The sequence below is a fragment of the Natrinema saccharevitans genome (assembly GCF_001953745.1).
GTDB lineage: Archaea > Halobacteriota > Halobacteria > Halobacteriales > Natrialbaceae > Natrinema > Natrinema saccharevitans.
On sequence record NZ_LWLN01000001.1, the window covers coordinates 1,174,415 to 1,197,715 of the forward strand.

Genomic DNA, 23,301 nt, shown 5'->3' on the forward strand with positions numbered 1-23,301 from the left:
AGTTCGCAACGTATTCGCCGTGGCACCCCCTCTCACAGATCGATGGCGGCCTACGAGACGACGATCGACGTCAGGACCGACGACCTCGGGCGCAGCGGCCACGTCAACAACTCGAAGTTCGTCGCCTACACCGACCTCGCGCGGGACCGGTATCTCGCGAGTCACGGCTACGGCCCCGACGACCTCGCTCATCTGGTCGTCCGCCTCGAGGTCGAGTACGAGCGGGCGCTCGCGTCGCTGACGCCGGTCACCGTCGGAATCGACGTGACCGCCGTCGGCGAGACGAGTTTCACGCTCGAGTACGAACTCCGGGACGACGACGCGGTCGTCGCGACGGTCACCACGGTAGCGGTCACGGTCGACGGGGACGGCCCGACGCCGCTCCCGGACTCGCTGCGCGAGGGACTGAGTGCCGACCTCGAGGCGGTGACCTGACGCCAGCCGTCGCGTTCCGGGGGACGATCGGGCGGACTCGACGGCCTCTAGCCCTCGATCTTCCCGACCGTGTGGATCTCGTCGTAGCGGACGCTCCCCTCGTCGAGCGACCGGCCGTCGATCTCGAGGTAGCCCGGTTCGAACCCCGTCACCTCGCCGACGACGTCGGTCCCGTGGTCCTCGGTCCGTTCCGCGTCGCGCACTTCGACGGTGTCGCCGATCTCGAGGTGGTCCTGCACGAGGGTTTTGATACGGTCCGTGCCGGCGTCGGCCGGGATCGTCAGGTCGGTCATAGCGTATCGATCGTCCGGGAGCCACGCGGGTAGTTGTTGTACCGGTATTCGCAACTCCGAGCGCGGCGTCCGGACGGCCGTCGGGGCCGGACGACCGTTTTTGTACGTTCGGGCCGAACCCCCGCGCCAATGAAGACGATCAAGGACAGCGTTCACGACCACATCCGGGTCGACGGCGTCGCCCGCGATCTGCTGGACACGCCGGCGCTCCAGCGGCTGCGCCGCATCAACCAACTGGGCACCGTCTCGCTGGTCTACCCCTCGGCCAACCACACCCGCTTCGAACACAGCCTCGGCGTCTATCACCTCGCCTGCGAGGCCCTCGAGCAGCTCGGTATCGAAGGTCGGGAGGCCCAGCGGGTCCACGCCGCCGCCATGCTCCACGACGTCGGCCACGGCCCCTTCAGCCACAACCTCGAGTCGCTGACCCACCGCCGGACGGGCCGGTATCACGACGACGTCCACGACCTGCTGGCCGACGGGGAGGTCGGCGAGGTGTTGCGATCGCACGGTTTAGAGCCCGACCGCGTCGCGGACCTGGTCGCCGGCGAAGGCCGGTTCGGACAGCTCGTCTCCGGGGAACTCGACGTCGATCGGATGGACTATCTGGTACGGGATGCCCACCACACCGGAGTCCCCTACGGGACGATCGATCACGGCCGACTCGTCCGTGAGTTGACCTTCGCCGACGGCGAGCTCGTCCTCGCGGAAGGCAACGTCCAGACCGCCGAGAGCCTGCTGGTCGCCCGGGCGCTGATGAACCCGACCGTCTACAGCCACAGCGTCGCCCGAATCGGGAAGGCGATGCTGCGCCGGGCGGCCGAACGGCTGCTCGAGTCCCCCGAGACCGACGTCGACGCCGGGATCCTCCAGCGGATGGACGACCCCGAACTGCTCGTGGCGTTGCGGTCGTGTCCGGCGACGAGCGAGTTCTCCCGCCGCCTCGACCAGCGGGACCTGTTCAAGCGGGCGGTGTGGGCGGAGATGGACGACGTGCCCGGCGGGATCATCGAGGCCGATCACGGGACGATCCGGGCGTTCGAACGCGAGATCAGCGACCGGGCCGGCGTCGATCCGGAGCGGGTCATCCTCGACGTGCCGAGTCGCCCCTCGATGACCGAGTCCACCTCGCGGGTGATGGTCAACGGCGAGATCAGACGACTGGACGAGCAGTCGCCGCTGGTCGCGGCCCTGCGGGCGTCCCAGTACTCCCAGTGGCGGCTCGGGGTGTACTCGCCGGCCGACCTCCGCGACCGGGTCGGCCGGGCCGCCGTCGACGTCCTCGGGCTCGACATCGACGGTGCCTTGGTCAGCGAGGTCCGGGACGGCGTGGACGCGACGCTGGACCAGTTCGTCGAGTAGCGGGGCGCGCCTCGCTCGCGGAACCGGCGGCGTTCGAGACGACTCGAGCGACGGCGAACGCAGCCCCGACCGATATCGGGTCGGAACGATTGAAAAGACGGCCCACGAACGGCCCGGTATGGAACGAACGGGAACGATCCTCCGCGGCCGCGAGTTCGAGCCCGTCGAGGGGCGGGTCGTGATCGACGACGACGGCCGCATCGAGGCCGTCGAGGAGACGTCGGTCGAGAGCGACGACATCATTCTGCCGGCCTTCGTCAACGCGCATACCCACATCGGCGACTCGATCGCCAAGGAAGCCGGCGGCGGCCTCTCGCTCGAGGAACTGGTCGCGCCGCCGGACGGGCTGAAACACCGACTCCTGCGGGCGGCCTCGCAGGACGAACTCGCCGCGGCGATGCGACGCTCGCTGCAGTTCATGCAGCGGGGCGGCACGGCGGCCTGTCTTGAGTTCCGCGAGGGCGGCGTCGAGGGTGTCCGGACGCTCGAGCGGGCGGCCGAGGGGCTCTCGATCGACGCGCTGTCGTTCGCGCGGGGATCGATCGACGCGATGCATGCGGGCGACGGCTTCGGGGCCAGCGGGGCCAACGACGACAGCTTCGACCGGGAACGGACGGCGACCCGTGAGACCGGCAAGCCTTTCGGCATCCACGCCGGCGAGGTCGATTCGAGCGACATCAACCCGGCGCTGGACCTCGAGCCCGACTTTTTGGTCCACATGGTCCATCCCGAACCGGTCCACCTCGAGCGGCTCGCGGACAGCGAGATTCCGGTCGTCGTCTGCCCGCGATCGAACCTCGTCACGGACGTGGGACTCTCGCCCTACGCGGAACTCGACGAGCGGACGACGCTGGCGCTGGGGACGGACAACGTGATGCTCAACTCGCCGTCGATGTTCCGCGAGATGGAGTTCCTCGCGAAGCTGTCGGACCTGCCGGCCGCCGAGATCCTCCGGATGGCGACGGTCAACGGGGCCGAGATCGCCGACCTGGAGTACGGACTGGTCGAGCCCGGGCGGGAGGCCCGACTGCTGGTACTGGACGGTGACTCGGATAACCTCGCGGGCGCTCGCGATCCGGTCCGGGCCGTGGTCCGGCGGGCCGGCGTCGACGACGTGCGGGAGGTCCGCTACGGTGCGGACGCGACCGCGGACGGCGACGGCGATCGCTGAGTGATGGTCAGTCGAGCCGTTCGGATGTCGCCGCGTGTTCCGACGAGAGTTCGACGTACCGGTCGGCCGTCGCCTGCAGGTGGGCGTCCTCGATCTCGGTCTTCGGCTCCGCGGGGGTGCCGGCGACCAGCGTCGACTCGGGGATCTCGGTGCCCTCGGTGACGACGCTGCCGGCGGCGACGACCGATCCCTCGCCGACGTGGGCGTCGTCCAGGACGACCGCGTTCATGCCGACCAGCGCGCGCTCGGCGACGGTCGCGGCGTGGACGATGGCGCTGTGGCCGACCGTCGAGTACGGCGCGAGTTCGGCGTCCTCGTGGAGGACGGCGTTGTCCTGGACGTTCGCTCCCTCGCCGACGACGATCCGGCCGTGATCGCCCCGGATCGTGACGTTCGGCCAGACGCTCGCGTCTTCCTCGATGACGACGTCGCCGATGACGACCGCCGCGTCGTCGACGTACGCCGAGTCGGCGACCTGCGGTTCCGTCCCGTCGAACGATCGTAACATGGCTGTTCCTGTCTCGAGGACGCTCTTGAACCTGCCCATCCCGACTCGCACGCGCGCCGTCGTCGAGCGGTCTCGACGCGAGGGAAATCGGCTCGACCGACCGGCTCCGAGCGCGCAGCGCCGCAGGGTGGCCGATGCTGCCGACTCTCGGGATTCGTTCGGCTCGAGACCCAATACATTTTGGCAGTAGGGCTAATGCAGTTTCTCCCCAAGATGGAAACGGCGACACGCCATCGTCGCACCGACGGCCGCGTGTCGCCTGTCATCCCCCCGAACCTACCGCGGTTCGGTACTTCCCCCTTTCCGTTTCGTCCCCTCCCTTCCACCCATCCCGTCCGCTGGCGCTACTCGTCGGGCAACCGCTCGGAGAGCCGGTCGAATCGCTCCCGGGCGGACGCCCGACGCTCCCCTTCCGCGTCCGCCCGGTAGCTCGCCTCGAGCAGCGTTCCGTCCGTATCGACGCGAACCGCGAAGACGGCCCCCTCGTGACGGCCCTCGGCCGGCAGGGCGTCGACGCCGACGACGAGTTCGTCGACGACGGTCGCCCGTCCGGGTTCGGCTCCGTCCCCGGGTTCCTCGCCGGCCGCGTTCTCGGTCGCTCGGTCGTCGTCCCCGCCGTCCTCGAGCAACAGCACCGCTCGTTCCCCGTCGACGATCCGGTCGAGGACCCCGGTGTAGGGTTCGCTCATCGAGGGAGCGTACGGGCGGGAGCGCCATCAAACGAGGGTCGGACCTCGTTGGCGCGTGGGCGGTCGAGCCCATCCGGTGCGGCCGCGAGCGACGACTGTGCGGCCGCGAGCGACGACTGTGCGTCCGCCTTCCGCTCGAGCAGCGCCTCGGGAGCCGTCGGCCCCTCGCGTTCGGTCGCGACGTCGATCTCGTTTCCGTCGGTCGCGAGGACGACGGTCCCGTGGACGCCGGTCCAGTAGGTCTCGACGCCACGGTCGGCGAAGGCCGCCAGCACCTCGTCGTGGGGGTGGCCGTACCGCGAGTCGAGCGGGCTCGAGACGACGGCTACCTCGGGGGCGACTGCGTCGAGCAAGGGGGCGCTCGAGGAAGTCGAGGAGCCGTGGTGGCCCGCCTGATAGGCGTCGGCCGCGAGGTCGTCGCCGCGCGTTTCGACCAGTCGCCGTTCGGTCCGCTCGGCGATATCGCCGGTCGCCAGATAGGAGAAATCGCCGTACTCGAGGGCGAGGACGATGCCGTTGGCGTCGACGTCGCCGCTCGTCTCGTTCTCGGGCGGGTTCAAGACGGTCGCCGTGAGATCGTCGCTCTCGAGCGGGAGACGATCGCCCGCCGCGACTTCGTACAGCGTCACGTCGTGGGCCTCGATCGCGTCGAGATACGCGTCGTAGGTCGCGGTCGTGTGCGGGACGCCGGAGTCGTAGACCGCGCCGACGCCCTCGCCCTCTGTCTCGAGGGATTCGATGACGGCGGGGTGGCCGCCGATGTGATCCGCGTGGCCGTGAGTCGTGACCAGATGGTCGATCCGGTCGATGTCGCGGGCCTCGAGGTAGTCGATAACCGTCTCGCCGTCGTCGCGGTAGTCGCCGGTGTCTATCAGGATCGTCTCGTTCGACGGCGTGACCACGAGCGTCGAGTCGGCCTGCCCGACGTCGATGTGGTGGATCTCGAGGTCGCCGCTGCGTTCGACCGCGGCGGTTCCGTCGCCGTCGTCCGTGCCGAACCCGCCGCTACAACCGGCGAGGACGAGCAGCCCCGCGATCGCGACGACCGTGATGGTTCGCCCCATTCGTGTCCGTGACGGACGGCCTCGAGGGCAATGGGGGTTCGGACCCCTGCGATCGAGAAACTGCTCGGGCGGCTGACTCGAACGGAGAGTCGTCGACGGCCGCGAAACGGGGGCGATGGCCGCGGGACCGGACCGTCGGTGGCAGTCCTCAGAACGCGTCGCCCTCGAAGCTCGCCTCCGCGTGCAGCCCGTCTTTCAGCGCGTCGTGGACCTTGCAGAGTTCGAAGGCCCGCTCGAGGATCTCCTCGCCGGTGTCGTCGTCGACGTCGGCTTCCACCCGGATGTCGAAGGCGATCGACTCGAGTTTGTCGTCGTCGTTGAGGTCGCCGTCGATGTCGATCTCGATCCGACCGAGATCGTCGGCCCCGCGCTGCTGGCCGCCGACCCGCAGCGCCGGCACGTAACAGGAGCCGTAGGCCGCAAGCAGCGTCTCGAGCGTGTCGGGTGCCGCCTCGCCGTTGGCGTCGACGGTCGTCTCGAAGTCGCGGATCTCGTTGGTCGCGCTGTACCCCTCGTCGGAAACGGTGGTGACCTGCTTCGCCATGGCACTCGAGTCGTCCACGAGCGACGGCGTAAACGTTTGGTGGGGGTTCCGCGGCGGCCGAGATCCGCGGCGTCGGGCCTGCGCTTGCAGTGCGGTTCGCCTTGTCGGTTGCGGGCCAACGTCCGCGGACGAACGATGGGGACGCTCGACAGACGGTCGATCAACGGGCTCAGTATCCGCTCGACGCTGGTCGACAGTGCGATGGCGGTCCGGCGGGGGCGGCCGAAGAGCGCGCTCGTGCTCCTCGGCGCGGCCGCGCTCTCCGCTCGAGTCCCGGGTATCGGAACGGCCGCGTCGCTGTGTCTCCGGGTGATGCGGCGACTCCGTCGGTCGGGGTGAGCCGATGGTCGACGTCACCGGACACCTCGCGATGGCGCTGTTGTTCGCCGCGCCGGCGTGGCTCGTCTGGGGCCGCCGAGCAGCGCTCGCGTTCGCCGGCTTCACGCTGGTGACGGCCATGCTCCCGGACACCGATCTGGTCCTGCAGGGCGTCCTGCCGATCACCCATCACGGCGTGACCCATACCCTGCTGTTCGTGGCGCTGAGCAGCGTCCTCGCCGGGGCGGTCGCGGCCCGCTCTCTCACCGACTGGGTCAACGCCACCCGCTGGATCCGAAGCACCGATATCGGGAGCGAGACGGTCTTCGCGTTCGCGACGGGCGGACTGCTTACCGGCGGTATCAGCCACCTGTTCGCGGACGTCCTCTCCGCGCCGGACGTCGCGGCCCCGCTCTCGCCGTTCTGGCCGCTGTACCCGGAGCCGATCGTCGTCGACGTCATCTACTACGATTCGCCCGTCTGGAACGTCGGCCTGTTCGGCGTCGCCGTCGCCCTCCACCTGCTGCTCGTCTGGGACGACCGCTATCCGCTCGAGACGCGCTATCGGATCGGCGGTCGCGAGTCGTCTCACACGAGCGGCGACGACTGACGGCGCGGCCGGAAACGGACCCATAGTGCGACGGTTCGAACGAAAAAACGATCGTCGGTCGGACTCGAATCCCCTGTTCGAGGCGGCGATGCCAGCTCAGCCCTCGAGTTCGAACGGCTCGTCGGCCTCGAGCGCGTGGACCTCGGCGTCGGTCCCGGTGCCGCGGACCTCGCTGGCGAAGTCCTCGGGATCCTGTTCGATCGGCGGGAAGGTGTCGTAGTGCTGCGGGAAGGCGTGGTCGACGTCGAGCCAGTCGACGGCGACGGCGGCCTGCTGGGGCCCCATCGTGAAGTGGTCGCCGATCGGGACGATCGCCGCGTCGGGCTCGAGGTAGGGGCCGATGACGTCTTTCATCTCGCTCATCAGGCTGGTGTCGCCGGCGTTGTAGATCGTCGTCGAGTCCTCGTCGCTGACTTGCGTGGGCTTCGTGTCCGAGATGACGAAGCCGGCGGGCATGCCGCCGCTTTCGTCGTTTTCGGTCATGATCCCGTTGGTGTGGTCGGCGCGGGTCATGGTGACGTAGGCGTCGCCGCACTCGACGGTTCCCCCGAGGTTCATCCCCATGCCGCCGACGGCGTCATCGAAGCCGAACTCGTCTTCGCAGTAGGAGACGATCTCCGGCGTCGCGACCAGCGTCGCGTCGGAGAACTCGCCCGCGTGGGCGATGTGATCCGCGTGGCCGTGTGTCAACAGCACGTAATCCGGCGTATCGACATCCGCCGGCTCCAGATCCGTCTTCGGATTGTCGAAGAACGGATCGATCAGCAGCTCCGTCTCCCCCACGGTGACGTGCCACGTCGAGTGGCCGTGCCAGGTAAGTTCCATAGCATCCGATCAATTGGGGCGAATACAACTTAAAACTGGGCGAGGCGGACGATCCCTCGAGTCGACGGTCCGTGACCTCGCGGTCAACGGGTGTCTGGCCCACCGTCCCAGACCGTCGGCCCGCCGTCTCCGGGTGGACGATCACCACAATTTATACCTCCGCCCTCGCTACGCCAGCAAGCCGCAGGCGAACTGACACACCACGCATGCGGCGGTGGTCCTCGCGGCCGGCCCCGACCGGTCGCTGCGGGGGTCACTGGCTTTAGGCAGGCGTTGATCGACCCGCGATGCCGTGGCGTTTTTTAGCTCCGGTCCGTACGGCGACCATGCTCGCGCTCACGCTCGAGGAGTTCATGGTAGAGTTGAACGACGGTGCGATCAAGAACGTCGGGCCGAACAACAAGGCGGCGACGGCCAAGCTGTTCGACGTCGAGTCGGCCGAAGCGCGGGAGTTCGGCGACAAGCGCGTCAAGCTCGTCTTCGAGGACGAGGACGACAACGAGATCCAGATCTCGCTGTTCCCGGAGGACGTCCGGAAGTTAGTCGACGACATCGAGCGCCTCGAGGAGGAGTCGCCGGTTTTCGACTGAGATCGGGGTCACGAATGGGGTTCGGCTGGCGAACGCATTCCGACAACCGTTTTAGGGCGAAACTGCTTGGTCCGAGTAGATGGGTAACTGTATCATCTGCGGCACACCCGTTGACGGCGAGATCTGCGAGAGCCACGAGGAGGACGCCGTGTTCGAATTCCGCGGCACCGCTGCCTCACAGCTCACCCCCGGTCGGTACTACCGGGGTACCGTCGACGGCTACGCCGACTTCGGTGTCTTCGTCGACATCGGAGATCACGTCACCGGACTGTTGCACAGAAGCGAACTCGACCAGCGCCTCGAGAGTCTCGACTGGGAACCGGGCGACGACGTCTTCGTTCAGGTTCTCGACGTTCGGGACAACGGCAACGTCGACCTCGGCTGGTCGATCCGTCAGCGCGAACGCGAGTTCCGCGGCAAGCTGATCGAGACCGAGGACGACGAGTTCCGGCCCGAAGACCTCGAAGACGATAGTGACGCCGGGAACGGCGACGCCGACGCCGGCTCGAACGAGTCGTCGACCGAGGCGGCCGACGGCTCCGACGCCGAACCCGAAGCGCAGGTCACCGACGACCGCGCTGCGAAGGCCGGCGAGTTGCAGGCCGCCGCCGAGGACACCGAGTCAGACACCGATACCGTCGAGGACAACCAGCCCGCGGCCGCCGAGGCCGCCGGCGCCGTCGCGAGCAGCGGCTCGGTCGCGACCGAGTCCGCCGCCGCCTCGACTCCCGCGACCGGCGACGCGGCCGACGCCGCGTCCGAGGCCGAGGACGAACCCGCGCTCAAGCGAACGACCGTCGAAGCCATCGAGAACCAGGTCGGTAGCGTCGTCCGCCTCGAGGGCGAGATCACCGGCGTTCGACAGACGAGCGGTCCGACGGTGTTCGAACTGACGGACGAAACCGGCAGCGTCGAGTGTGCGGCGTTCGAGGAGGCCGGCGTTCGCGCCTACCCCAACGTCGAAATCGACGACGTCGTCGGCCTCGAGGGCGAGGTCGAACACCACCACGGCGATCTGCAGGTCGAAACCGAATCCCTCGACGTTCTCGAGGGCGACGAGCGCGAGCGCGTCGTCGACCGCCTCGAGACGGCGATCGAACGCGAGGCCCGACCGGCCGACGTCGCGCCGCTTGCAGACCACGAGGCCGTCGCGGCCGTCGAGGACGCCGTCGCCGACGCGGCGACCGCGATCCGACGCGCCGTCATGGAAGCCCGGCCGATCGTCGTCCGCCACGGCGCGACCGCCGACGGCTACGTCGCCGGCGCTGCGATCGAACGCGCCGTCCTCCCGCTGATCCGGGAGAAACACACCCGCGACGACGCCGAGTACCACTACTTCGAGCGCCGTCCGCTCGACGGCCGCGTCTACGACATGGATGCCGCCACGGGCGACGTCACCTCGATGCTCGAGGCCCGCGACCGACACGGCGAGCAGCTTCCCTTAGTCGTGCTGATCGACGCCGGCTCGACCGTCGAATCCGTCGACGGCTACGACCTGCTCTCGCTGTACGACGCCGACTCGCTCGTGATCGACGACAGCCGGGCCGACGAGGAGGTCACCGACGCGGTCGACCTCGCCGTCGCGCCCTCGCTCGCCGGCGTCGACGTCTCGGACGTGACCTCGACGGCACTGGCGGCCACCGTCGCCGCCCACGTCAACGACGACGTCCGTGCCGACCTCGAACACCTCCCCGCGGTCAGCTACTGGGAGGACGCCCCCGAGGCCTACCTCGAGCTCGCCCGCGAGGCCGGCTACGACGAGACCGGAATCTCCGAGCGCCGCGAGGCCGTCGCGCTGCAGGCCTACTACCAGTCCTACAAGGACAAACGCGAACTCATCATCGACCTGCTGTTCGGCGACGAGGACGCCGAGCGGCCCCGCGACGGCGACCTCGCGGCTCACGTCTCCGAACAGTTCCGCGACAAGCTCGAGACCGAACTCGAGACGGCCCGCGAGAACCTCTCCGTGCGGGGCGTCGACGGGGTCACCGTCTCCGTCCTCGACACCGACGCCTTCACGCATCGGTACAACTTCCCGAACACGATCTTGCTGCTGGACGCGCTCCATCGCAGCGAGCGCGACCGTGCCGACCCGCCGGTCGTCACGCTCGGCGTCGGCGACGACGAACTCCACGTCCGCGCGACCGATCCGGTCGACGTCCGCGAACTCGGCGACGCGATCGCCGAGGCGGTCCCGAACGGCGGGGTCTCCGTCGTCGGCGGTCAGGACGGCCACGTCGAGTTCCTGCCCGGCGAACGCGATGTGGTTCGTGAGGCCGCGCTCGAGGCGCTCGGCGAGACGCTCGCGTAAGCCCCGTTCTTCCTCCGTCGTCCGCTCGACCCGCGAGCGGCGGCGCTGTGGTGGGGGTCGGAACTCGAACCGGAACCGCGACCACTAACGCGTTCCGTCCGACGACTCGCACGTGCAGTCGGCTCGCGCGGCCGCCGCGTCGAACCGACCCCCGCGCGTCACCGCGTCCGCCTCTCGATCGAAGCGGACGAGACCGTCGGCCGCCAGTTCGGGGAGCACGACGTGGTGGAACTCGTAGACGAGCGTGACGTAGGCGTCGCAGTCGAGGCGTTCGTCGGGGCGGAGAATCGGCGTAGCCTCGAGCGAGCCGTCGTCCGCGAGCGCGGCCAGCACCCGGTCCCGCTGGGCCCTCAACGCGGTCGCGAGGTCCGTACCGCGTTCTGCCGTTCGGCTATCGGGTCCCACTCGAGACACCCGTGGTCCCGTCCGGGGCGTTCGCCGCCGGCTGCTCCCCCTGTGAATCGAGCTCGATCGCGCCAGTGCCGGACACCGTCACCTCGAACCCCTCGTAGGGAAACGAAATCCGAGCCGGTTCCGCGTCGTCGACCGACCCCGGAAAGAGGGAATCGAGCGCGGCCGTCTCGACGGCGGTGTGGAGCGGCGCCAGATCGACCGGAGTGGTGCTGCTCGCGACCGCGACCGCTGCGACGACGGCGAGGCTCGACCGATCGCGGGTCCGATCGTACGTCGCCCGGAACAGCCCCGCGTCGGGATCGAACTCCACGGCGTGCATCGAGTCGACGATCTCGAGGGCATCGATCGAGCCTGCTGGCGTATTCATTACCCGTAAAACGGTATCGACGGTGATGACGGTGGGTTTTGCTCGAGCAACATGCATTTAAGTCGGTCGACCTCACCCCGTTATCAGCGAACTCGCGACGAGTCGCCGCAGCCCGCGTTGCAGCCGCGAGGACACCGCTTGCCGGCTGATGTCGAGTTCGTCGGCGAGATCGGCCTGCGTGGCCTTCCGCGGCGAGTCGAAGTAGCCCCGGGAGTAGGCCAGTACCAGCGCGGTCCGCTGGCCCTCGGTGAGATCGTATTCGCCGTCCGACTCGAGCGGCGAGAGCGCGTGTAGTTGCGCGAGCCGAACCGGAATGTCGTTCGCACGGCAGTACGTCTGGAACTCGGCGACCGCCGCTTGGTCGGCGCTTCTGACTTCGAACGTCCAGTTCTCGCTGTCGCCGAACCCAGAGAGGAGCGTCACGTCGGTCTCGACGAGTCCGGTGAGGACGCTCGCGTAGTCCAGGTTCCAGTCGATGCGGACGAACAGTTGCGCCTCCAGTCGGTCGATTATTTTGACCGTCTCGATCCCCTCGTCCTCGCTCAGATCGGCCGTCAACTCGTCGATCCCGGCCGCGGAAATCCAGAAGTAGGGAACGACGGCGTCGTCCGTCGGGACGACTCGGTCCAGTTCGATGGTCGCGTCGGGGAACGCCTCGAAGACGGCGGTCAACGGGAACTCGGTCCGGTCGATGGTGAACGACGCCTCGATAGCCATACTCGTGAGAGGTGCCGACACACCGTGAACGATCGGGTTGCGGTGCCGTCGGACCGTCGATCGGTGCCGCCTCGCGACGCTCGGTGATCCCTCGGACCACCAACGTATTTCCCCTCCACGCCGAATGCACACGCATGAGCGGACCCGAGGGAATCGGCCGCGAACCGGCCGGCGACGATCCGTGGACCCGACTCCGCGAGAACGCCACGGGGATCGTCTCGTTGCTCGTGACGGCGATCTGGCTGGGGGCGATGTTCACCGGACAGGACTGGTGGCTCGCGGCGTTGCTCGTCGGCTACATCGCCGTCGTCCCGCTGGTGGCGATCCTGTTCGGCGACGAGGCCGACCGCGAGGAGTGGGCCGACGACTACCTCTCGTCGGATGACGCCGACCGATCCGAGCCGACGGCCGACACCGAGACGAGCCCGCGCGACGCCCTCGAGACGCTGCGCGAGCGCTACGCCGCGGGGGAACTGAGCGACGAGCAGTTCGAGCGCAAACTCGAGCGGCTGCTGGACACGGAGACGCTCGAGGACGCCCAGGAGTGGACGCGGGAGCGCGACCGGCGTGACGACGCGGTTCGCGATCGGGACCTCGAGTACGATCGCTGAGTCAATCGTCGCCCGGCTCGGCCTCGTCCGTTCGCTCGGTGCGGTCGGGTCGTTCGACGGCGTCGGGATCGGGCCAGGTGACGCTCCCGAGGAACGGGACGCCGATCTGTTCTGCGGCCCGGGCGATCATGTGGGTGCCCGTCGGCACCGTCAGGAACAGGAAGCCGATGCCGATGAGGGCGGTCAGTCCCTCCGAGCCGGGGCCGAACTCGACGAAGCCGGCCAGGAAGATCGCGGCGGTGCCGAGCGTCGTGGGCTTGCTCGTGGCGTGCATCCGGTTGTAGACGTTGGGCAGGCGAAGCAATCCGATCGTCCCGACGGTCAGGAAGAAGACCCCGATAGCGATCAGGGCGATGACGACGGCGGCGTGGATCATTCGATCACCTCCCCGTCGGTGACGAACTTGGCGACGGCGACGGTCGCGATGAAGCCGATGATCGCCAGCACGAGGCTCACCGTGATAAAGAGGCCCCGGCCGGTCAGCAGCGCGAAGAGGACCGCGATCGCGATGACGTTGGTCGCGATGGCATCGAGCGCGATCACCCGGTCCGGGTTCGTCGGCCCGCGGATCACCCGGTAGCCACAGGCGACACAGAGGGCACTGACCACGACGAGCGCGGCCCGGATCGCCGTCTCGAGGACGGCGGGATCGCTCTCAGTCATCGCCGACACCTCCCCGTTGGCGGTCCGCCGTACTATCCCTTTCCCCGCCGGAGACGACGATCGAACGTGGTTCGTCGTCGGGCGATGCGTTCTCGTCGAACAGTTCGAGGGCGTAGTCCTCCCAGGTCCGGATCGGCTCGGCGATCGCCTCGGGGTTCCGGCCGTCGACGCCGTGGACGTACAGGGCGTTGGTCTCGTCGTCGTAGTCCAGGGTCACGGTCCCGGGCGTGATCGTGATGCTGTTGGCGATGACCGTGACCGCGACGTCGGACTCGACCCGCAGCGGCACCAGGATCACCTCGGGCTCGATCGGCATCCCCGGCGAGAGGACCCGGTAGGCGACGTCGACGTTCGCCCGGAGGAGTTCCCGCGTGAACGCCCCCAGATAGAGCCCGGCGTAGGGGAGCGCACGAAGGCCACGCCCGAGATCGAGTCGTCGGCCGTAGAGCCGGCGGAACACGTACGCGATCGGCAGCCCGACGATCAGTCCCGCCAGAAAGCCCCGAACGAGCGAGATCGGCGTCAGCGGCTGGCCGACGACGAACACCCACAGGACGGCGAAGACGACGCCGACGACCGGCCAGGTGCGAACTCTCATTAGTGGTCACCCCCGCTCGAGCCGTCGAGATCGCTCACTTCCTGTGGGTCGACCGCGTCGACGTAGGCATCGGTGTCGAGGGCGGCCTCCGCGGCCGTTTCCGCGAACTCGTAGACGGGATCGAAGCCGATCCCGACCACGACGATGGTCGCCGCCAGAACCGCGAGGACGCCGACCTGAACCGGGTCGATCGTCGCCGCGTCGACGGCGTCGGTCCGAGCGCCCCAGAAGCTCCGGTTCCACATGCGGGTCGCGTACGCGATGGTCAACAGCGAGCCGACCAGCAGGAGGACGATGACGGGGCCGGCCCGCGCCCGCGCCGCGACGTCGAAGACGAGGAACTTACCGAAAAAGCCCGACAGCGGCGGGATGCCGACGAGCGCGAGCGAGGCGATAAAGACCGCGATCGCCAGCGGCGGCGACCGGCCGGCCAGCCCGCCGAGATCGGTAAAGCGGCTCGTCCCCGTCGCCGAGCGCACGGTCCCGACCGCGAGAAAGAGCAATCCCTTCGCCAGCGTGTGATTCAGCGCGAACACCAGCGCGGCGATGATCGCGAACTCGCGAAGCGCCGGATCGACCGTCGTCGCCGCGATCCCGACCGGGACGGCGATGAACCCGACCTGTCCGATGCTCGAGTAGGCGAACACGCCCTCCATGGAGTCGCGGCCGACGGCCCCGATCCCGCCGACGAGGATACTGCCGGCGCCCATGACGAGCAGCGCCGCGCCGACGAACGGCAGCGGCGAGTCGCCGGCGATCGCGGCGTCGACGACCGGCAGCGGGAGGTCGACGGCGACCTCGGCACCGGCGAAGACGGTAAAGGAAAGCCGGATGATCGCGTAGATGCCGACCTTCTTGGTCGCGCCGGCCAGCAGGGCGGTGATCTGGGGCGGCGCGGCCCGGTAGGCCGTCGGGATCCAGAACTGGAAGGGGACCAGACCGGCCTTGATGGCAAACACCGACAGGAGCATGCCGAGCAGGCCGACGACGGGCACGGGCTCGAGGCCGTAGGCCGCGGGGTCGGCGAGCCGCTGGGCGAGATCGGCCATGTTGAGCGTGCCGGTCGTCGCGTAGATCCCGCCGACCCCGAGCAGGAAGACGGCGCTCGCAAGCAGGTTCAACGCGACGTACCAGAACGCGGCGCGGGTGTGCTGGGGGCCGCCGCTGTAGGCGACGAAGACGTAGCTGGCCATCAGCATGACCTCGAACCAGACGAAGAGGTTAAAAAGGTCGCCGGTGAGGAACGCGCCCGTCACGCCCAGCGCGAGGAAGTGAAAGAGCGGGAAGTAGTAACTACGGCCTTCCCCGCCGGGGAGCCGACGAGTGGAGAAGACCAACGATCCGATCCCCAGCACGGCGACCATCGTCAGCATGAACGCCGAGAGGCCGTCCGCGACCAGCGTGATCCCGAAGGGGGCCGGCCAGTCGCCGACCTGGTAGGTCGCGATCCCCGGCGCCGAGGGCGCGAGGACGATATACCAGTCGATCGCCGCCACGGCGAGCCCGTAGGCGACGCCGGCCGCGAGGCTCACGGCCGCTCGAGCCCGGGGGTGGCGGCCGAGAAACAGCGTCGCGGCGGCCGCGACCAGGACGATCAGCATCGGCGCGATCACGAGCTGTGATTCGGTTCCGACCGGCGTCGCGGTCAGCGTCGTCGTCATTCGCGATCACCCAGTTCCGTCACGTCCAACGTGTCGTGTTCCTCGTAGACCCGATACGACAGCACGAGCGCGAACGCCGTCATGCCGAAGCCGATGACGATCGCGGTCAACACCAGCGCCTGAACCAGCGGATCGGCCGTCTCCGGCACGCCCTCGCCGTGACCGGCGAGTACCGGCACCGAGTCGGCGGTCGCCGGCGCGATCCCGCCCATCGCCAGCAGGTAGACGTTCGCGGCCTGACTGATGATCGCCAGCCCCCAGACGACCCGGATCAGATCCCGCCGCAGGAGCAGGAACGTTCCCAGCGCGAACAGCGCGCCGACCGCGGCCGCCAGGGCGATCGCGGTCATTCGGCACCCACCACCGAGAGGATCGTGAGCAGTCCACCGACGACGACGCAGTAGACCCCGAAGTCGAAGGCCAGCGCGCTCGCGACCTCGAGGTGGTCGTAGATCGGGACTCCCTCGAGCATGACGAACGTCTGGGTCAGGAAGGGACGGTCGAAGACCAGCGGGGCGAGGCCGCTCGCGACCGCGATCGCGAAGCCGTATGCGAACAGGCGGCGATACGCCAGTACGACGCGGTCCCGCGAGGGCCCCTTCCCGGGATCGACCTCGCGGCCGAGGACCCCCCGCTCCAGGAAGTCCAGTCCGAACGCCATGTAGACGATCCCGAACGCCGTCACCGTGAGGACGCCGCCGATGAACCCGCCGCCGGGCAGGTTGTGCCCCTCGACGAACAACGAGATCGCGACGACGAGGACGATCGGGACGATCGCCCGCGCGGTCGTCCGCATGATGACCGTCGTCACGCATCCTCACCTCCGCTGGGGCCGCCGTCGGTGCCGGCGTCGGCGGCGTCGTCGACGGTCGGTCCGCCGACGCTCGAGTCGGCGCGGGATCCGTCGTCGCCGGCGGAACTCGCGTCGCCGCGACCGCGCATGACGATCAGCGTCAGGATCGAGATCGAGGCGAGCGCGATCACGGCGAGTTCGCCGAGCGTGTCGAAGCCGCGGAAGTCGACCAGCGTCACGTTGACGATGTTGGTCCCGCCGCCGCCCGGAACCGCCTGCTCGGCGTAGGCGCGGGCGATCTCGGTCGGGCCGTCGGGCCGGGCGTCGGTCGTGACCAGAATCGTCACGAAGACGGTCGCGCCGACGGCGACCGAGAGGGCGGCGTCGCGGGCGACCCGCCCGACCTCGATCTCGTAGCGTTCGGGGATCTCCTCGACGACCAGCAGGAAGATCACCAGCACGAGCGTCTCGACGACCAGTTGGGTCAGCGCGAGGTCGGGCGCGCTCGCGAGGATGTAGAAGATGGCGATCATGAAGCCGAGGATCGAGAGCGTGAGGATCCCGGCGATGTGGGTGTCGGCGCGTGCGACCGCGACCGCGCCGATCACCGCCACGAGCAACACCAGCGCGATCGGGACCGTGACCTCGAGTCCCATCGTCGTCGGGACGATGGCACCGGCGGCGACGAATCCGGCGAGAGCCAGCGCGCAGGTCGCCGCCAGCGTCCACGTCGCGTACGTCCGGAGGTGGCCGTTGTGGACCCACTCCGCGAACGCTCGCCCCTCGTCGGAGAGACCCTCGACGACGCGGTCGTACCACCAGTTCGCGCGGATCGGCGGGACCGCTTTCAGCCCCGCCCGGACGCCGTCGTGGATCCGTCCGTAGGCCGGGTACGCGAGGACGCCGGCCCCGATCGTGACCGCGCTCATCCCGACCGGTGTCGAGTACGAAGTCGGCAGGCCGACGTGCATCGCGTGGGGGTCGACCGCCGTCGCCTCGAGCCCCGACTGGACGACGAGGTCGACCGCTCGCTGCGGGTCGACGCTGACGGCCGCGGCCAGCAGCGCGAGGACGGCCGGCGGGGCGAGTAGGCTCACCGGCGGGCGGTGGACGTGGCCGAGCGCGTCGGGTCGCTCGCCGACGAACAGGGAGAGAAAGCGCAGCGAGTAGAGGACGGTGAAGATACTGCCGAAGACGGCGACGGCTGGATAGAGCCAGCCCAGCACGCCGATCTCGTGGTGGTGGCTCGCCTCGACGGCGGCCTCGAAGAGCAGTTCCTTGGAGTAGAAGCCGTTGAAGGGCGGGATGCCGGCCATGCTGAGCGCGACGACGCCCGTGATCGCCGCCGTGACGGGGAGGTCGTGACGGAGCCCACCGAGCTCCTCGATTTCGCGGGTCCCTGCCTCGTGGGCGACGATGCCGGCGACGAGGAAGAGTGCGGCCTTGAACAGCGCGTGGTTGAGGAGGTGGAAGACGCCGGTTTCAGCGCCGTAAACGGACGTGAAGCCGAAGCCGGCGACCATCAGTCCGAGGTGGCTCGCGGTCGAGTAGGCGAGCAGTTCCTTGATGTCGGTCGCGGCGACCGCCATGATCGCACAGACGGTCATCGTCGTCAGCCCGAGCGTCGCGAAGAGAAAGAGCCACTCCTCGCCGACGAGCATGGGCCGGACGCGACCGATGAAGTAGACGCCCACCTTGACCATCGTCGCCGAGTGGAGGAAGGCGGAGACCGGCGTCGGGGCCGCCATCGCGTTGGGCAGCCAGAAGTGGACCGGCACCTGCGCGGACTTGGTGCCCGCGCCGATCGCGAGCAGGCCGAGCACCGGGAGGAACAGCCCCCGCTCCCGCAAGGCGTTGCGCATGGTATCGGGGTTCTCGAGCATCGTCGCGAGGTCGAACGCGGCCCCCGGGCCGAGGACGTCGCCGGCGACGATCGAGAGCAAGAGGAGGCCGACGAGCAGGAACAGGCCGCCGCCGACGGTGATGAACATGGCCATCCGGGCGGCGTACTGCGAGGAGTCGTCGGCGGTGTAGTAGCCGATCAGGACGAACGACGCGAGGCTCGTGAGTTCCCAGAAGAGAAAGACCGCGATCAGATCGGCGGCCAGCGCGACGCCGACGATCGACCCCATGAACGCGAGCAGCGCGGCGTAGTATCGCGGGAGGCCGGCCTGACCGTGCATGTACGCCGGCGAGTAGGTGAACACGAGCGCGCCGATGCCGGTGGCAAGCATCGCGAACAGCAGCGCCCAGCCGTCCACGTAGAACTGGAGCGCGACGTTCAACGACGGGATCCACTCGAGGGCGACGCTTCCCTCGGTGCCGTACTGCGTGGCGAGCAGCCCGAACGACGCCAGCGCGACGGCGGTCCCGAGGAACCCGGTTCGCTCTCCGAAAACGCGGAACGCAAGCGGCGTCAGTGCTGCCGCGACGAACGGCAACGCGACCGCGGCGACGACGACCGCCAGGTCGGGAGACATTCGGTACGCCGAGGATAGGGTGAGACGTCCCTTAAGCGATTACCTTTCGGAAGCCCGACTGGTGGACGGAAACGCCACACACGGATCGGACGGTCGCGACGGGAGGGGCCCGGATCGAAGAGTCCGACACGCTTATTCGCGAACGGCGACCATTCGTACGTAGTGAGTACCGAGACGCCAGAACCGACCGAAACCGAAGCGTTCGAGCGGGTCTGTGAGACGCTCGTCGAGCGGATCCTCGCCGGCGAGATCGAGCGCGACGAGGTCGAGAAAGCGAAGCTCGAGGCCTGCTCGGAACACTCGGCACCCAAGGTGCCGAAAAACTCCGAGTTGCTGGACTACGCGCCCGAAGAACACCGCGAGGACCTGCAAGCGGTGTTACAGCGCAAACCGGTCCGAACGGCCTCCGGCGTCTCGCCGGTCGCGATCATGACCTCGCCCGAGCGCTGTCCCCACGGGAAGTGTCTCTACTGTCCCGGCGGCCCCGACTCGGAGTTCTCGAGCTCCCAGAGCTACACGGGCGAGGAGCCCGCCGCGGCCCGCGGCGTCCAGAACGATTACGACCCGTACGGACAGGTCACGCTCCGACTCGAGCAGCTGCGCCAGATCGGCCACCCCGTCGACAAGGTCGAACTCATCCTGATGGGCGGGACGATGACCGCCCGGAGCCACGACTACCAGGAGTGGTTCGTCAAGCGAGCCCTCGAGGCGATGAACGACTACGACGTCGACAAGGAGCCCGAGCCGGCCCAGGGCGTTAGCTTCGCCGAGGACCCCGAGGAGTACGAGTTCGCGTACCTCGAGGACGTCATCACCGAGAACGAGACGGCGGACGTCCGCAACATCGGGACGACCTTCGAGACCAAGCCCGACTGGTGCGATCCGGAACAGATCGACCGGATGCTCGAGCTGGGCGGGACGAAAGTCGAGGTCGGCGTCCAGACGACCTTCGAGCGGATCAACCGGGAGATGCACCGGGGCCACGGCGCGCAGGCGTCGATCGACGCCAACCGACGGCTCCGGGACTCGGCGTTCAAGGTCGGCTTTCACATGATGCCCGGCCAGCCGGGGATGTCCAAGGAGATGTGTCTCGAGGACTTCCGGCGGCTCTTCGAGGAGGAGCAGTGGAAACCCGACTACCTGAAGATCTACCCGACGCTGGTCGTGCGCGGCACCGCGACCTACGACTGGTGGCACAAGGACGAGTACGAGCCGCTCGGAAACGACGAGGCCGCGGAGCTGATCGCGGAGATCAAGGACATGATCCCCCGGTACACGCGGCTCCAGCGCGTCCAGCGCGACATCCCCGCGGACTTCATCGACGCCGGGGTCTGGAAGTCGAACCTCCGCCAGCTCGCCCGCCAGCGGATGGACGAGCACGGCTGGTCCTGCGACTGCATCCGCTGTCGCGAGGCCGGGATGCACGACGACGAGCCCGAAACCGTCGAACTCGACGTGCTGCGCTACGAGGCCTGTGGCGGCACCGAACACTTCATTTCCGTCGAGGACTTCGAGAAGGACCTGCTGGTCGGCTTCTGTCGGCTCCGGTTCCCGAACGACCCCGTTCGGCCGGAACTCGAGAACGCGGCGTTAGTCCGTGAACTCCACGTCTACGGCTCCGAGGTCGCGGTGGGTAGCGAGCCGCGAAGCGGCTCGGAAAACGCGAGCGGGCAGGGTCCGCGAGCGGGCGAGACGGACCAACATCAGCACCAGGGCTACGGCCGCCGGCTGATGGAGCGGGCCGAGGACCTCGCGGCCGACGCCGGCTACGACAAGCTGAGCGTGATTTCGGGGATCGGCGCGCGGGAGTACTACCGGAACAAACTCGGCTACCACCAGGACGGCCCGTACGTGAGCAAGCGGCTCTAGCGGGACTCACGACTCTTTTCCCAGCTCGAGCTGTGGGAGTAGCGTTCAGTCGAGAACGAGGATTCATCGTCCTAACCTCATCAAATATGTTCCGTGTTCGTTCGCGTGTAGCCGGCGCTTTAGGCCGACTTCGACGTGCCGCCGGTCTTCGGGGCCGTCCCGGCGTGCGGGGGGCCGACCACGAAGATGTCGCTCACGGCGAGACCGGCCCGCTCACTGTGTTCGCGGAGGGTCGCTTCGGAGTCCGCGTCGTACCGACACATCGTCGCGCCGATCGATCCATCCTCGTTGAGGAACGTCTGGGAGCCGAGATACGACATCGGTACCCCCCTATTTCGGAGTTCCTCGATGGTTTCGCCCGAACGTTCAACTGCCTGCTCCAACTGCTCGTTTGTGATTCCCGCCTCGAACTCGCGCAATACGTCGTAGTTAGTCATGGTGATTCCTGAGAAGGAACAGTACGGTGTTCGGATTCTCAGTACTGGTACTCTTCCAAGCGCAATAGCCGTTTCTTATAATTATACGGACCTCCTCGTATTGGCGTGGTGTTGTAGCGGGCCGAAACCCGAGGAAATATTGATCGAGGATCTCTCCGGGAGTCCACTGCGTTCATCGAAAGGACGCTACAGTTTTGATGCATCCGCACACGCAGTTACCGGTGACGGTTCGGATTCCAGTAGAGAATCGTATACGGACAGGAGATCGTCTCAGACCGCGAGGACGGTGTCGACGATCAGCATGACCGCGAAGCCGAGGACGAACGTCGCCGTCGCGGTGTCGGCGTAACCGTGGCCGTGGCTCGAGGGGACCAGTTCCCGGAAGACGACGGCGATCATCGCCCCGGCCGCGAAGCCGGCGGCGAGGGGGAAGAGCCCGGAGACGACCGCGACGAGCGAGAAGCCGACGGCGGCGGCGATCGGCTCCGGGACGCCGCCCGAGAGCGTGGTGTACAGCAGCGTCCGCGGGGCGGAGACGCCGGCCCGGACCGCCGGGACCGCCATCGCGAACCCGTCGGGGACGTTCTGGACGGCGATGGCCGTCGCGATGGCGAGGCCGAGCGCCGTCTCGCCGCTGGCGAAGGCGATCCCGACCGCTAATCCCTCGGGGACGTTGTGAATGGTGACGGCCCCGCCGACCAGCGCGGCCCGCCGGAGGTCGTCGACGTCGTCGCCGAGCGCCTCGAGGTCGCCGTCGCCCTCGGCCGACGGTAGCTCGCCGGCGGGGTCGAACGTCTGTTTCGTCCCTTCGACGCGTTCACCGCGAAAGAGGAGATGCAGATGCGGGAGGACGGCGTTGACCGCCAGCAGGAAGCCCCCGCCCGCGAGGAGGCCGACGGTGACCTCGAGCGGCGAGCCGAGTTCGAGGCCGGGCAACACGAGGGCGAAGACCGCGGCCCCGACCATGATGCCGGCCGCGAGGCCGAGCGAGCCGTCGTAGACGCGGTGGCTGATCCGGTCGGTGAGCAGGAGTGGTAACGCTCCGATCCCGGTGGTACAGCCGGCGATGGTCGCGACGATGACGACTTCCTCGAGCGACGACATATCGATTCCCTTCGACGCCGGCTCGAAAACGGTTGTGGTCGGCTACCACAGCGCGACCGGCGTCAGTCGATCGTGACCTCGAGTTCGAGCAGTCCGAGGTGTGGCGGCGCGCCGCCGCCGGTGGTCCGGAACTCCTCGGGCGTGGAGTTGACGACGCTGTAGAAATCGTCCTGGCTGGTCGGCACGAGCGTGCTGCCGTCGTCGCGCTGGAGGAAGGCGGGCGTGTCGGTCCCCTCGATGAGGTCCAGTTGTTCCCGCCAGTCCTCGTCGGCGTAGATGAAGGTCCCGAAGGAGAACCGGCCGGCGGCCAGCGCGTCGTGTTTCGAGAGGAACATCCCGGATTCCTCGGCGTTGTACTCCTCGTCGCTCACCCAGGCCAGCGCCGCGATCCCCTCGGCTTGGAGGAGATAGAAGTCCCACGAGAGCGTCGCGTCGAAGACCGCCCAGACGCTTCGGGGACCGACGGTGTGGAGTTCGACGCTGAACGCGGGTCGCAGCCGCTCGCCGTCGGGTTCCGGGACGAACGTCGCGTCGTAGCCCGGCGATCGGATACCCCGATCGTGGTAGACGACGCCGTCCATGTCGACGTCGGCCTCGATCCGGTCGACGATCCCGCGGACCGTCGCGCCGCCCTGTTGCTCGAGGTGATCGAGGAAGTCCGGGAACCGCGAGACGTCGGTCCAGGGCGGCTCCTCGCCCGCGCTCATCGGGTCGGCCCTCCGTTCGCGACCGTCCGCGTTCGGTCCGTGTCCCCTCGCAGTCGCTCGTTCGACTCACGGGTGACGCCACCCACGGCCTCGTGCATGCACCCTACTGGGTGCCCGCGAGGATTAGATGTTCCGACAGCGACCGACGAACGGGACGGTC

The 23,301-nt window shown here is 68.4% G+C and carries 28 protein-coding genes; 9 read left to right on the top strand and 19 right to left on the bottom strand.

Features of this window, described 5'->3' with window-relative positions:
• Positions 1-42 precede the first annotated feature (42 nt).
• Positions 43-435, top strand: coding sequence for an acyl-CoA thioesterase (locus tag A6E15_RS05920; RefSeq protein WP_076144679.1), 393 nt, complete (start codon positions 43-45; stop codon positions 433-435).
• A gap of 47 nt (positions 436-482) precedes the next feature.
• On the opposite strand, the gene A6E15_RS05925 is transcribed toward A6E15_RS05920, so the two are convergent.
• Entirely contained in the window at positions 483-728 is a 246-nt protein-coding gene (locus A6E15_RS05925) for a hypothetical protein (RefSeq protein WP_076144681.1), read from the bottom strand.
• 129 nt (positions 729-857) lie between these two features.
• On the opposite strand from A6E15_RS05925, the gene A6E15_RS05930 reads away from it, so the two are divergent.
• The gene (locus A6E15_RS05930) at positions 858-2,090 is read left to right on the top strand and encodes an HD domain-containing protein (RefSeq protein WP_076144683.1); all 1,233 of its coding nucleotides are present in this window, start codon (positions 858-860) and stop codon (positions 2,088-2,090) included.
• A 118-nt stretch (positions 2,091-2,208) separates the two neighbouring features.
• Positions 2,209-3,261 (top strand): amidohydrolase family protein, encoded by a 1,053-nt coding sequence (locus tag A6E15_RS05935; RefSeq protein WP_076144685.1) that lies wholly within the window; start codon positions 2,209-2,211, stop codon positions 3,259-3,261.
• Between the two features lie 7 nt (positions 3,262-3,268).
• On the opposite strand, the gene A6E15_RS05940 is transcribed toward A6E15_RS05935, so the two are convergent.
• The 4 genes from A6E15_RS05940 to A6E15_RS05955 all read right to left on the bottom strand — a co-directional run bounded on the left by A6E15_RS05940 (position 3,269) and on the right by A6E15_RS05955 (position 6,066).
• Positions 3,269-3,808, bottom strand: coding sequence for a gamma carbonic anhydrase family protein (locus A6E15_RS05940; RefSeq protein ID WP_175607213.1), 540 nt, complete (start codon positions 3,806-3,808; stop codon positions 3,269-3,271).
• Between the two features lie 305 nt (positions 3,809-4,113).
• Positions 4,114-4,458: a DUF3006 domain-containing protein gene (locus A6E15_RS05945; RefSeq protein WP_076144687.1), complete on the bottom strand. Its 345-nt coding sequence runs from the start codon at positions 4,456-4,458 to the stop codon at positions 4,114-4,116.
• A complete protein-coding gene (locus A6E15_RS05950) occupies positions 4,455-5,522 on the bottom strand; it encodes a ComEC/Rec2 family competence protein (protein WP_076144689.1) in 1,068 nt (355 codons plus the stop codon). Before A6E15_RS05950 ends, A6E15_RS05945 begins: the two co-directional genes overlap by 4 nt.
• A gap of 148 nt (positions 5,523-5,670) precedes the next feature.
• On the bottom strand, positions 5,671-6,066 hold the full coding sequence (locus A6E15_RS05955; protein WP_076144691.1) for an OsmC family protein: 396 nt from the start codon (positions 6,064-6,066) through the stop codon (positions 5,671-5,673).
• 135 nt (positions 6,067-6,201) lie between these two features.
• Between A6E15_RS05955 and A6E15_RS05960 the strand changes: the two genes are divergently transcribed.
• Both A6E15_RS05960 and A6E15_RS05965 read left to right on the top strand, forming a co-directional pair.
• Complete coding sequence (locus A6E15_RS05960; protein ID WP_076144693.1) at positions 6,202-6,405, top strand: hypothetical protein; 204 nt, start codon at positions 6,202-6,204, stop codon at positions 6,403-6,405.
• Between the two features lie 4 nt (positions 6,406-6,409).
• Positions 6,410-6,994, top strand: coding sequence for a metal-dependent hydrolase (locus A6E15_RS05965; RefSeq protein WP_076144694.1), 585 nt, complete (start codon positions 6,410-6,412; stop codon positions 6,992-6,994).
• A 96-nt stretch (positions 6,995-7,090) separates the two neighbouring features.
• On the opposite strand, the gene A6E15_RS05970 is transcribed toward A6E15_RS05965, so the two are convergent.
• Complete coding sequence (locus A6E15_RS05970) at positions 7,091-7,819, bottom strand: metal-dependent hydrolase (protein ID WP_076144696.1); 729 nt, start codon at positions 7,817-7,819, stop codon at positions 7,091-7,093.
• 326 nt (positions 7,820-8,145) lie between these two features.
• Here A6E15_RS05970 and A6E15_RS05975 point away from each other — a divergent pair, with 326 nt between their 5' ends.
• Positions 8,146-8,409 (top strand): hypothetical protein, encoded by a 264-nt coding sequence (locus A6E15_RS05975; protein ID WP_076144700.1) that lies wholly within the window; start codon positions 8,146-8,148, stop codon positions 8,407-8,409.
• Positions 8,410-8,488: 79 nt separating this feature from the next.
• Entirely contained in the window at positions 8,489-10,720 is a 2,232-nt protein-coding gene (locus A6E15_RS05980) for a DHH family phosphoesterase (protein WP_076144702.1), read from the top strand.
• Between the two features lie 84 nt (positions 10,721-10,804).
• Here the strand turns inward: A6E15_RS05980 and A6E15_RS21345 are convergent, their stop codons facing one another.
• From A6E15_RS21345 to A6E15_RS05995, 3 genes are all read right to left on the bottom strand, one after another.
• A complete protein-coding gene (locus A6E15_RS21345) occupies positions 10,805-11,125 on the bottom strand; it encodes a hypothetical protein (protein ID WP_245800533.1) in 321 nt (106 codons plus the stop codon).
• Positions 11,112-11,501 carry a HalOD1 output domain-containing protein gene (locus A6E15_RS05990; protein ID WP_084177340.1) on the bottom strand — a complete coding sequence of 130 codons (390 nt, stop codon included), beginning with the start codon at positions 11,499-11,501 and terminating at the stop codon, positions 11,112-11,114. The genes A6E15_RS21345 and A6E15_RS05990 overlap by 14 nt, the downstream gene beginning before the upstream one ends.
• A gap of 72 nt (positions 11,502-11,573) precedes the next feature.
• Entirely contained in the window at positions 11,574-12,218 is a 645-nt protein-coding gene (locus A6E15_RS05995) for a helix-turn-helix domain-containing protein (RefSeq protein WP_076144703.1), read from the bottom strand.
• Positions 12,219-12,352: 134 nt separating this feature from the next.
• Between A6E15_RS05995 and A6E15_RS06000 the strand changes: the two genes are divergently transcribed.
• Positions 12,353-12,829 carry an SHOCT domain-containing protein gene (locus A6E15_RS06000; protein ID WP_076144705.1) on the top strand — a complete coding sequence of 159 codons (477 nt, stop codon included), beginning with the start codon at positions 12,353-12,355 and terminating at the stop codon, positions 12,827-12,829.
• A gap of 1 nt (position 12,830) precedes the next feature.
• On the opposite strand, the gene mnhG is transcribed toward A6E15_RS06000, so the two are convergent.
• The 7 genes from mnhG to mbhE are packed head-to-tail and all read right to left on the bottom strand — an operon-like array spanning position 12,831 to position 19,024.
• On the bottom strand, positions 12,831-13,205 hold the full coding sequence (gene mnhG / locus A6E15_RS06005) for a monovalent cation/H(+) antiporter subunit G (RefSeq protein WP_076144707.1): 375 nt from the start codon (positions 13,203-13,205) through the stop codon (positions 12,831-12,833).
• Positions 13,202-13,492 carry a monovalent cation/H+ antiporter complex subunit F gene (locus tag A6E15_RS06010; RefSeq protein ID WP_066296502.1) on the bottom strand — a complete coding sequence of 97 codons (291 nt, stop codon included), beginning with the start codon at positions 13,490-13,492 and terminating at the stop codon, positions 13,202-13,204. The genes mnhG and A6E15_RS06010 overlap by 4 nt, the downstream gene beginning before the upstream one ends.
• Positions 13,485-14,090 carry a Na+/H+ antiporter subunit E gene (locus A6E15_RS06015; protein ID WP_076144709.1) on the bottom strand — a complete coding sequence of 202 codons (606 nt, stop codon included), beginning with the start codon at positions 14,088-14,090 and terminating at the stop codon, positions 13,485-13,487. Before A6E15_RS06015 ends, A6E15_RS06010 begins: the two co-directional genes overlap by 8 nt.
• The gene (locus A6E15_RS06020; protein WP_076144712.1) at positions 14,090-15,751 is read right to left on the bottom strand and encodes a complex I subunit 5 family protein; all 1,662 of its coding nucleotides are present in this window, start codon (positions 15,749-15,751) and stop codon (positions 14,090-14,092) included. Before A6E15_RS06020 ends, A6E15_RS06015 begins: the two co-directional genes overlap by 1 nt.
• A complete protein-coding gene (locus tag A6E15_RS06025; RefSeq protein WP_076144714.1) occupies positions 15,748-16,101 on the bottom strand; it encodes a sodium:proton antiporter in 354 nt (117 codons plus the stop codon). The genes A6E15_RS06020 and A6E15_RS06025 overlap by 4 nt, the downstream gene beginning before the upstream one ends.
• Positions 16,098-16,562, bottom strand: a complete 465-nt coding sequence (locus A6E15_RS06030) for an MnhB domain-containing protein (RefSeq protein ID WP_076144717.1) — start codon at positions 16,560-16,562, stop codon at positions 16,098-16,100. Before A6E15_RS06030 ends, A6E15_RS06025 begins: the two co-directional genes overlap by 4 nt.
• Complete coding sequence (mbhE, locus tag A6E15_RS06035; RefSeq protein WP_076144719.1) at positions 16,559-19,024, bottom strand: hydrogen gas-evolving membrane-bound hydrogenase subunit E; 2,466 nt, start codon at positions 19,022-19,024, stop codon at positions 16,559-16,561. The genes A6E15_RS06030 and mbhE overlap by 4 nt, the downstream gene beginning before the upstream one ends.
• A 162-nt stretch (positions 19,025-19,186) precedes the next feature.
• Between mbhE and A6E15_RS06040 the strand changes: the two genes are divergently transcribed.
• Positions 19,187-20,893 carry a tRNA uridine(34) 5-carboxymethylaminomethyl modification radical SAM/GNAT enzyme Elp3 gene (locus A6E15_RS06040; protein ID WP_076144722.1) on the top strand — a complete coding sequence of 569 codons (1,707 nt, stop codon included), beginning with the start codon at positions 19,187-19,189 and terminating at the stop codon, positions 20,891-20,893.
• 119 nt (positions 20,894-21,012) lie between these two features.
• Here the strand turns inward: A6E15_RS06040 and A6E15_RS06045 are convergent, their stop codons facing one another.
• From A6E15_RS06045 to A6E15_RS06055, 3 genes are all read right to left on the bottom strand, one after another.
• Complete coding sequence (locus tag A6E15_RS06045; RefSeq protein ID WP_076144724.1) at positions 21,013-21,330, bottom strand: nickel-binding protein; 318 nt, start codon at positions 21,328-21,330, stop codon at positions 21,013-21,015.
• 270 nt (positions 21,331-21,600) lie between these two features.
• Positions 21,601-22,434, bottom strand: a complete 834-nt coding sequence (locus tag A6E15_RS06050; RefSeq protein ID WP_076144726.1) for a ZIP family metal transporter — start codon at positions 22,432-22,434, stop codon at positions 21,601-21,603.
• A gap of 62 nt (positions 22,435-22,496) precedes the next feature.
• Positions 22,497-23,141: a hypothetical protein gene (locus tag A6E15_RS06055; RefSeq protein ID WP_076144728.1), complete on the bottom strand. Its 645-nt coding sequence runs from the start codon at positions 23,139-23,141 to the stop codon at positions 22,497-22,499.
• Positions 23,142-23,301: the final 160 nt, after the last annotated feature.

What these genes read in the sequence shown, in the direction of transcription:
- A6E15_RS05920 (WP_076144679.1), top strand. Translation starts at nt 43, where the DNA reads ATGGCGGCCTACGAGACGACGATCGACGTCAGGACCGACGACCTCGGG.
- A6E15_RS05925 (WP_076144681.1), bottom strand. Translation starts at nt 728, where the DNA reads ATGACCGACCTGACGATCCCGGCCGACGCCGGCACGGACCGTATCAAA.
- A6E15_RS05930 (WP_076144683.1), top strand. Translation starts at nt 858, where the DNA reads ATGAAGACGATCAAGGACAGCGTTCACGACCACATCCGGGTCGACGGC.
- A6E15_RS05935 (WP_076144685.1), top strand. Translation starts at nt 2,209, where the DNA reads ATGGAACGAACGGGAACGATCCTCCGCGGCCGCGAGTTCGAGCCCGTC.
- A6E15_RS05940 (WP_175607213.1), bottom strand. Translation starts at nt 3,808, where the DNA reads ATGGGCAGGTTCAAGAGCGTCCTCGAGACAGGAACAGCCATGTTACGA.
- A6E15_RS05945 (WP_076144687.1), bottom strand. Translation starts at nt 4,458, where the DNA reads ATGAGCGAACCCTACACCGGGGTCCTCGACCGGATCGTCGACGGGGAA.
- A6E15_RS05950 (WP_076144689.1), bottom strand. Translation starts at nt 5,522, where the DNA reads ATGGGGCGAACCATCACGGTCGTCGCGATCGCGGGGCTGCTCGTCCTC.
- A6E15_RS05955 (WP_076144691.1), bottom strand. Translation starts at nt 6,066, where the DNA reads ATGGCGAAGCAGGTCACCACCGTTTCCGACGAGGGGTACAGCGCGACC.
- A6E15_RS05960 (WP_076144693.1), top strand. Translation starts at nt 6,202, where the DNA reads ATGGGGACGCTCGACAGACGGTCGATCAACGGGCTCAGTATCCGCTCG.
- A6E15_RS05965 (WP_076144694.1), top strand. Translation starts at nt 6,410, where the DNA reads ATGGTCGACGTCACCGGACACCTCGCGATGGCGCTGTTGTTCGCCGCG.
- A6E15_RS05970 (WP_076144696.1), bottom strand. Translation starts at nt 7,819, where the DNA reads ATGGAACTTACCTGGCACGGCCACTCGACGTGGCACGTCACCGTGGGG.
- A6E15_RS05975 (WP_076144700.1), top strand. Translation starts at nt 8,146, where the DNA reads ATGCTCGCGCTCACGCTCGAGGAGTTCATGGTAGAGTTGAACGACGGT.
- A6E15_RS05980 (WP_076144702.1), top strand. Translation starts at nt 8,489, where the DNA reads ATGGGTAACTGTATCATCTGCGGCACACCCGTTGACGGCGAGATCTGC.
- A6E15_RS05990 (WP_084177340.1), bottom strand. Translation starts at nt 11,501, where the DNA reads ATGAATACGCCAGCAGGCTCGATCGATGCCCTCGAGATCGTCGACTCG.
- A6E15_RS05995 (WP_076144703.1), bottom strand. Translation starts at nt 12,218, where the DNA reads ATGGCTATCGAGGCGTCGTTCACCATCGACCGGACCGAGTTCCCGTTG.
- A6E15_RS06000 (WP_076144705.1), top strand. Translation starts at nt 12,353, where the DNA reads ATGAGCGGACCCGAGGGAATCGGCCGCGAACCGGCCGGCGACGATCCG.
- mnhG (WP_076144707.1), bottom strand. Translation starts at nt 13,205, where the DNA reads ATGATCCACGCCGCCGTCGTCATCGCCCTGATCGCTATCGGGGTCTTC.
- A6E15_RS06010 (WP_066296502.1), bottom strand. Translation starts at nt 13,492, where the DNA reads ATGACTGAGAGCGATCCCGCCGTCCTCGAGACGGCGATCCGGGCCGCG.
- A6E15_RS06015 (WP_076144709.1), bottom strand. Translation starts at nt 14,090, where the DNA reads ATGAGAGTTCGCACCTGGCCGGTCGTCGGCGTCGTCTTCGCCGTCCTG.
- A6E15_RS06020 (WP_076144712.1), bottom strand. Translation starts at nt 15,751, where the DNA reads ATGACGACGACGCTGACCGCGACGCCGGTCGGAACCGAATCACAGCTC.
- A6E15_RS06025 (WP_076144714.1), bottom strand. Translation starts at nt 16,101, where the DNA reads ATGACCGCGATCGCCCTGGCGGCCGCGGTCGGCGCGCTGTTCGCGCTG.
- mbhE (WP_076144719.1), bottom strand. Translation starts at nt 19,024, where the DNA reads ATGTCTCCCGACCTGGCGGTCGTCGTCGCCGCGGTCGCGTTGCCGTTC.
- A6E15_RS06045 (WP_076144724.1), bottom strand. Translation starts at nt 21,330, where the DNA reads ATGACTAACTACGACGTATTGCGCGAGTTCGAGGCGGGAATCACAAAC.
- A6E15_RS06050 (WP_076144726.1), bottom strand. Translation starts at nt 22,434, where the DNA reads ATGTCGTCGCTCGAGGAAGTCGTCATCGTCGCGACCATCGCCGGCTGT.
- A6E15_RS06055 (WP_076144728.1), bottom strand. Translation starts at nt 23,141, where the DNA reads ATGAGCGCGGGCGAGGAGCCGCCCTGGACCGACGTCTCGCGGTTCCCG.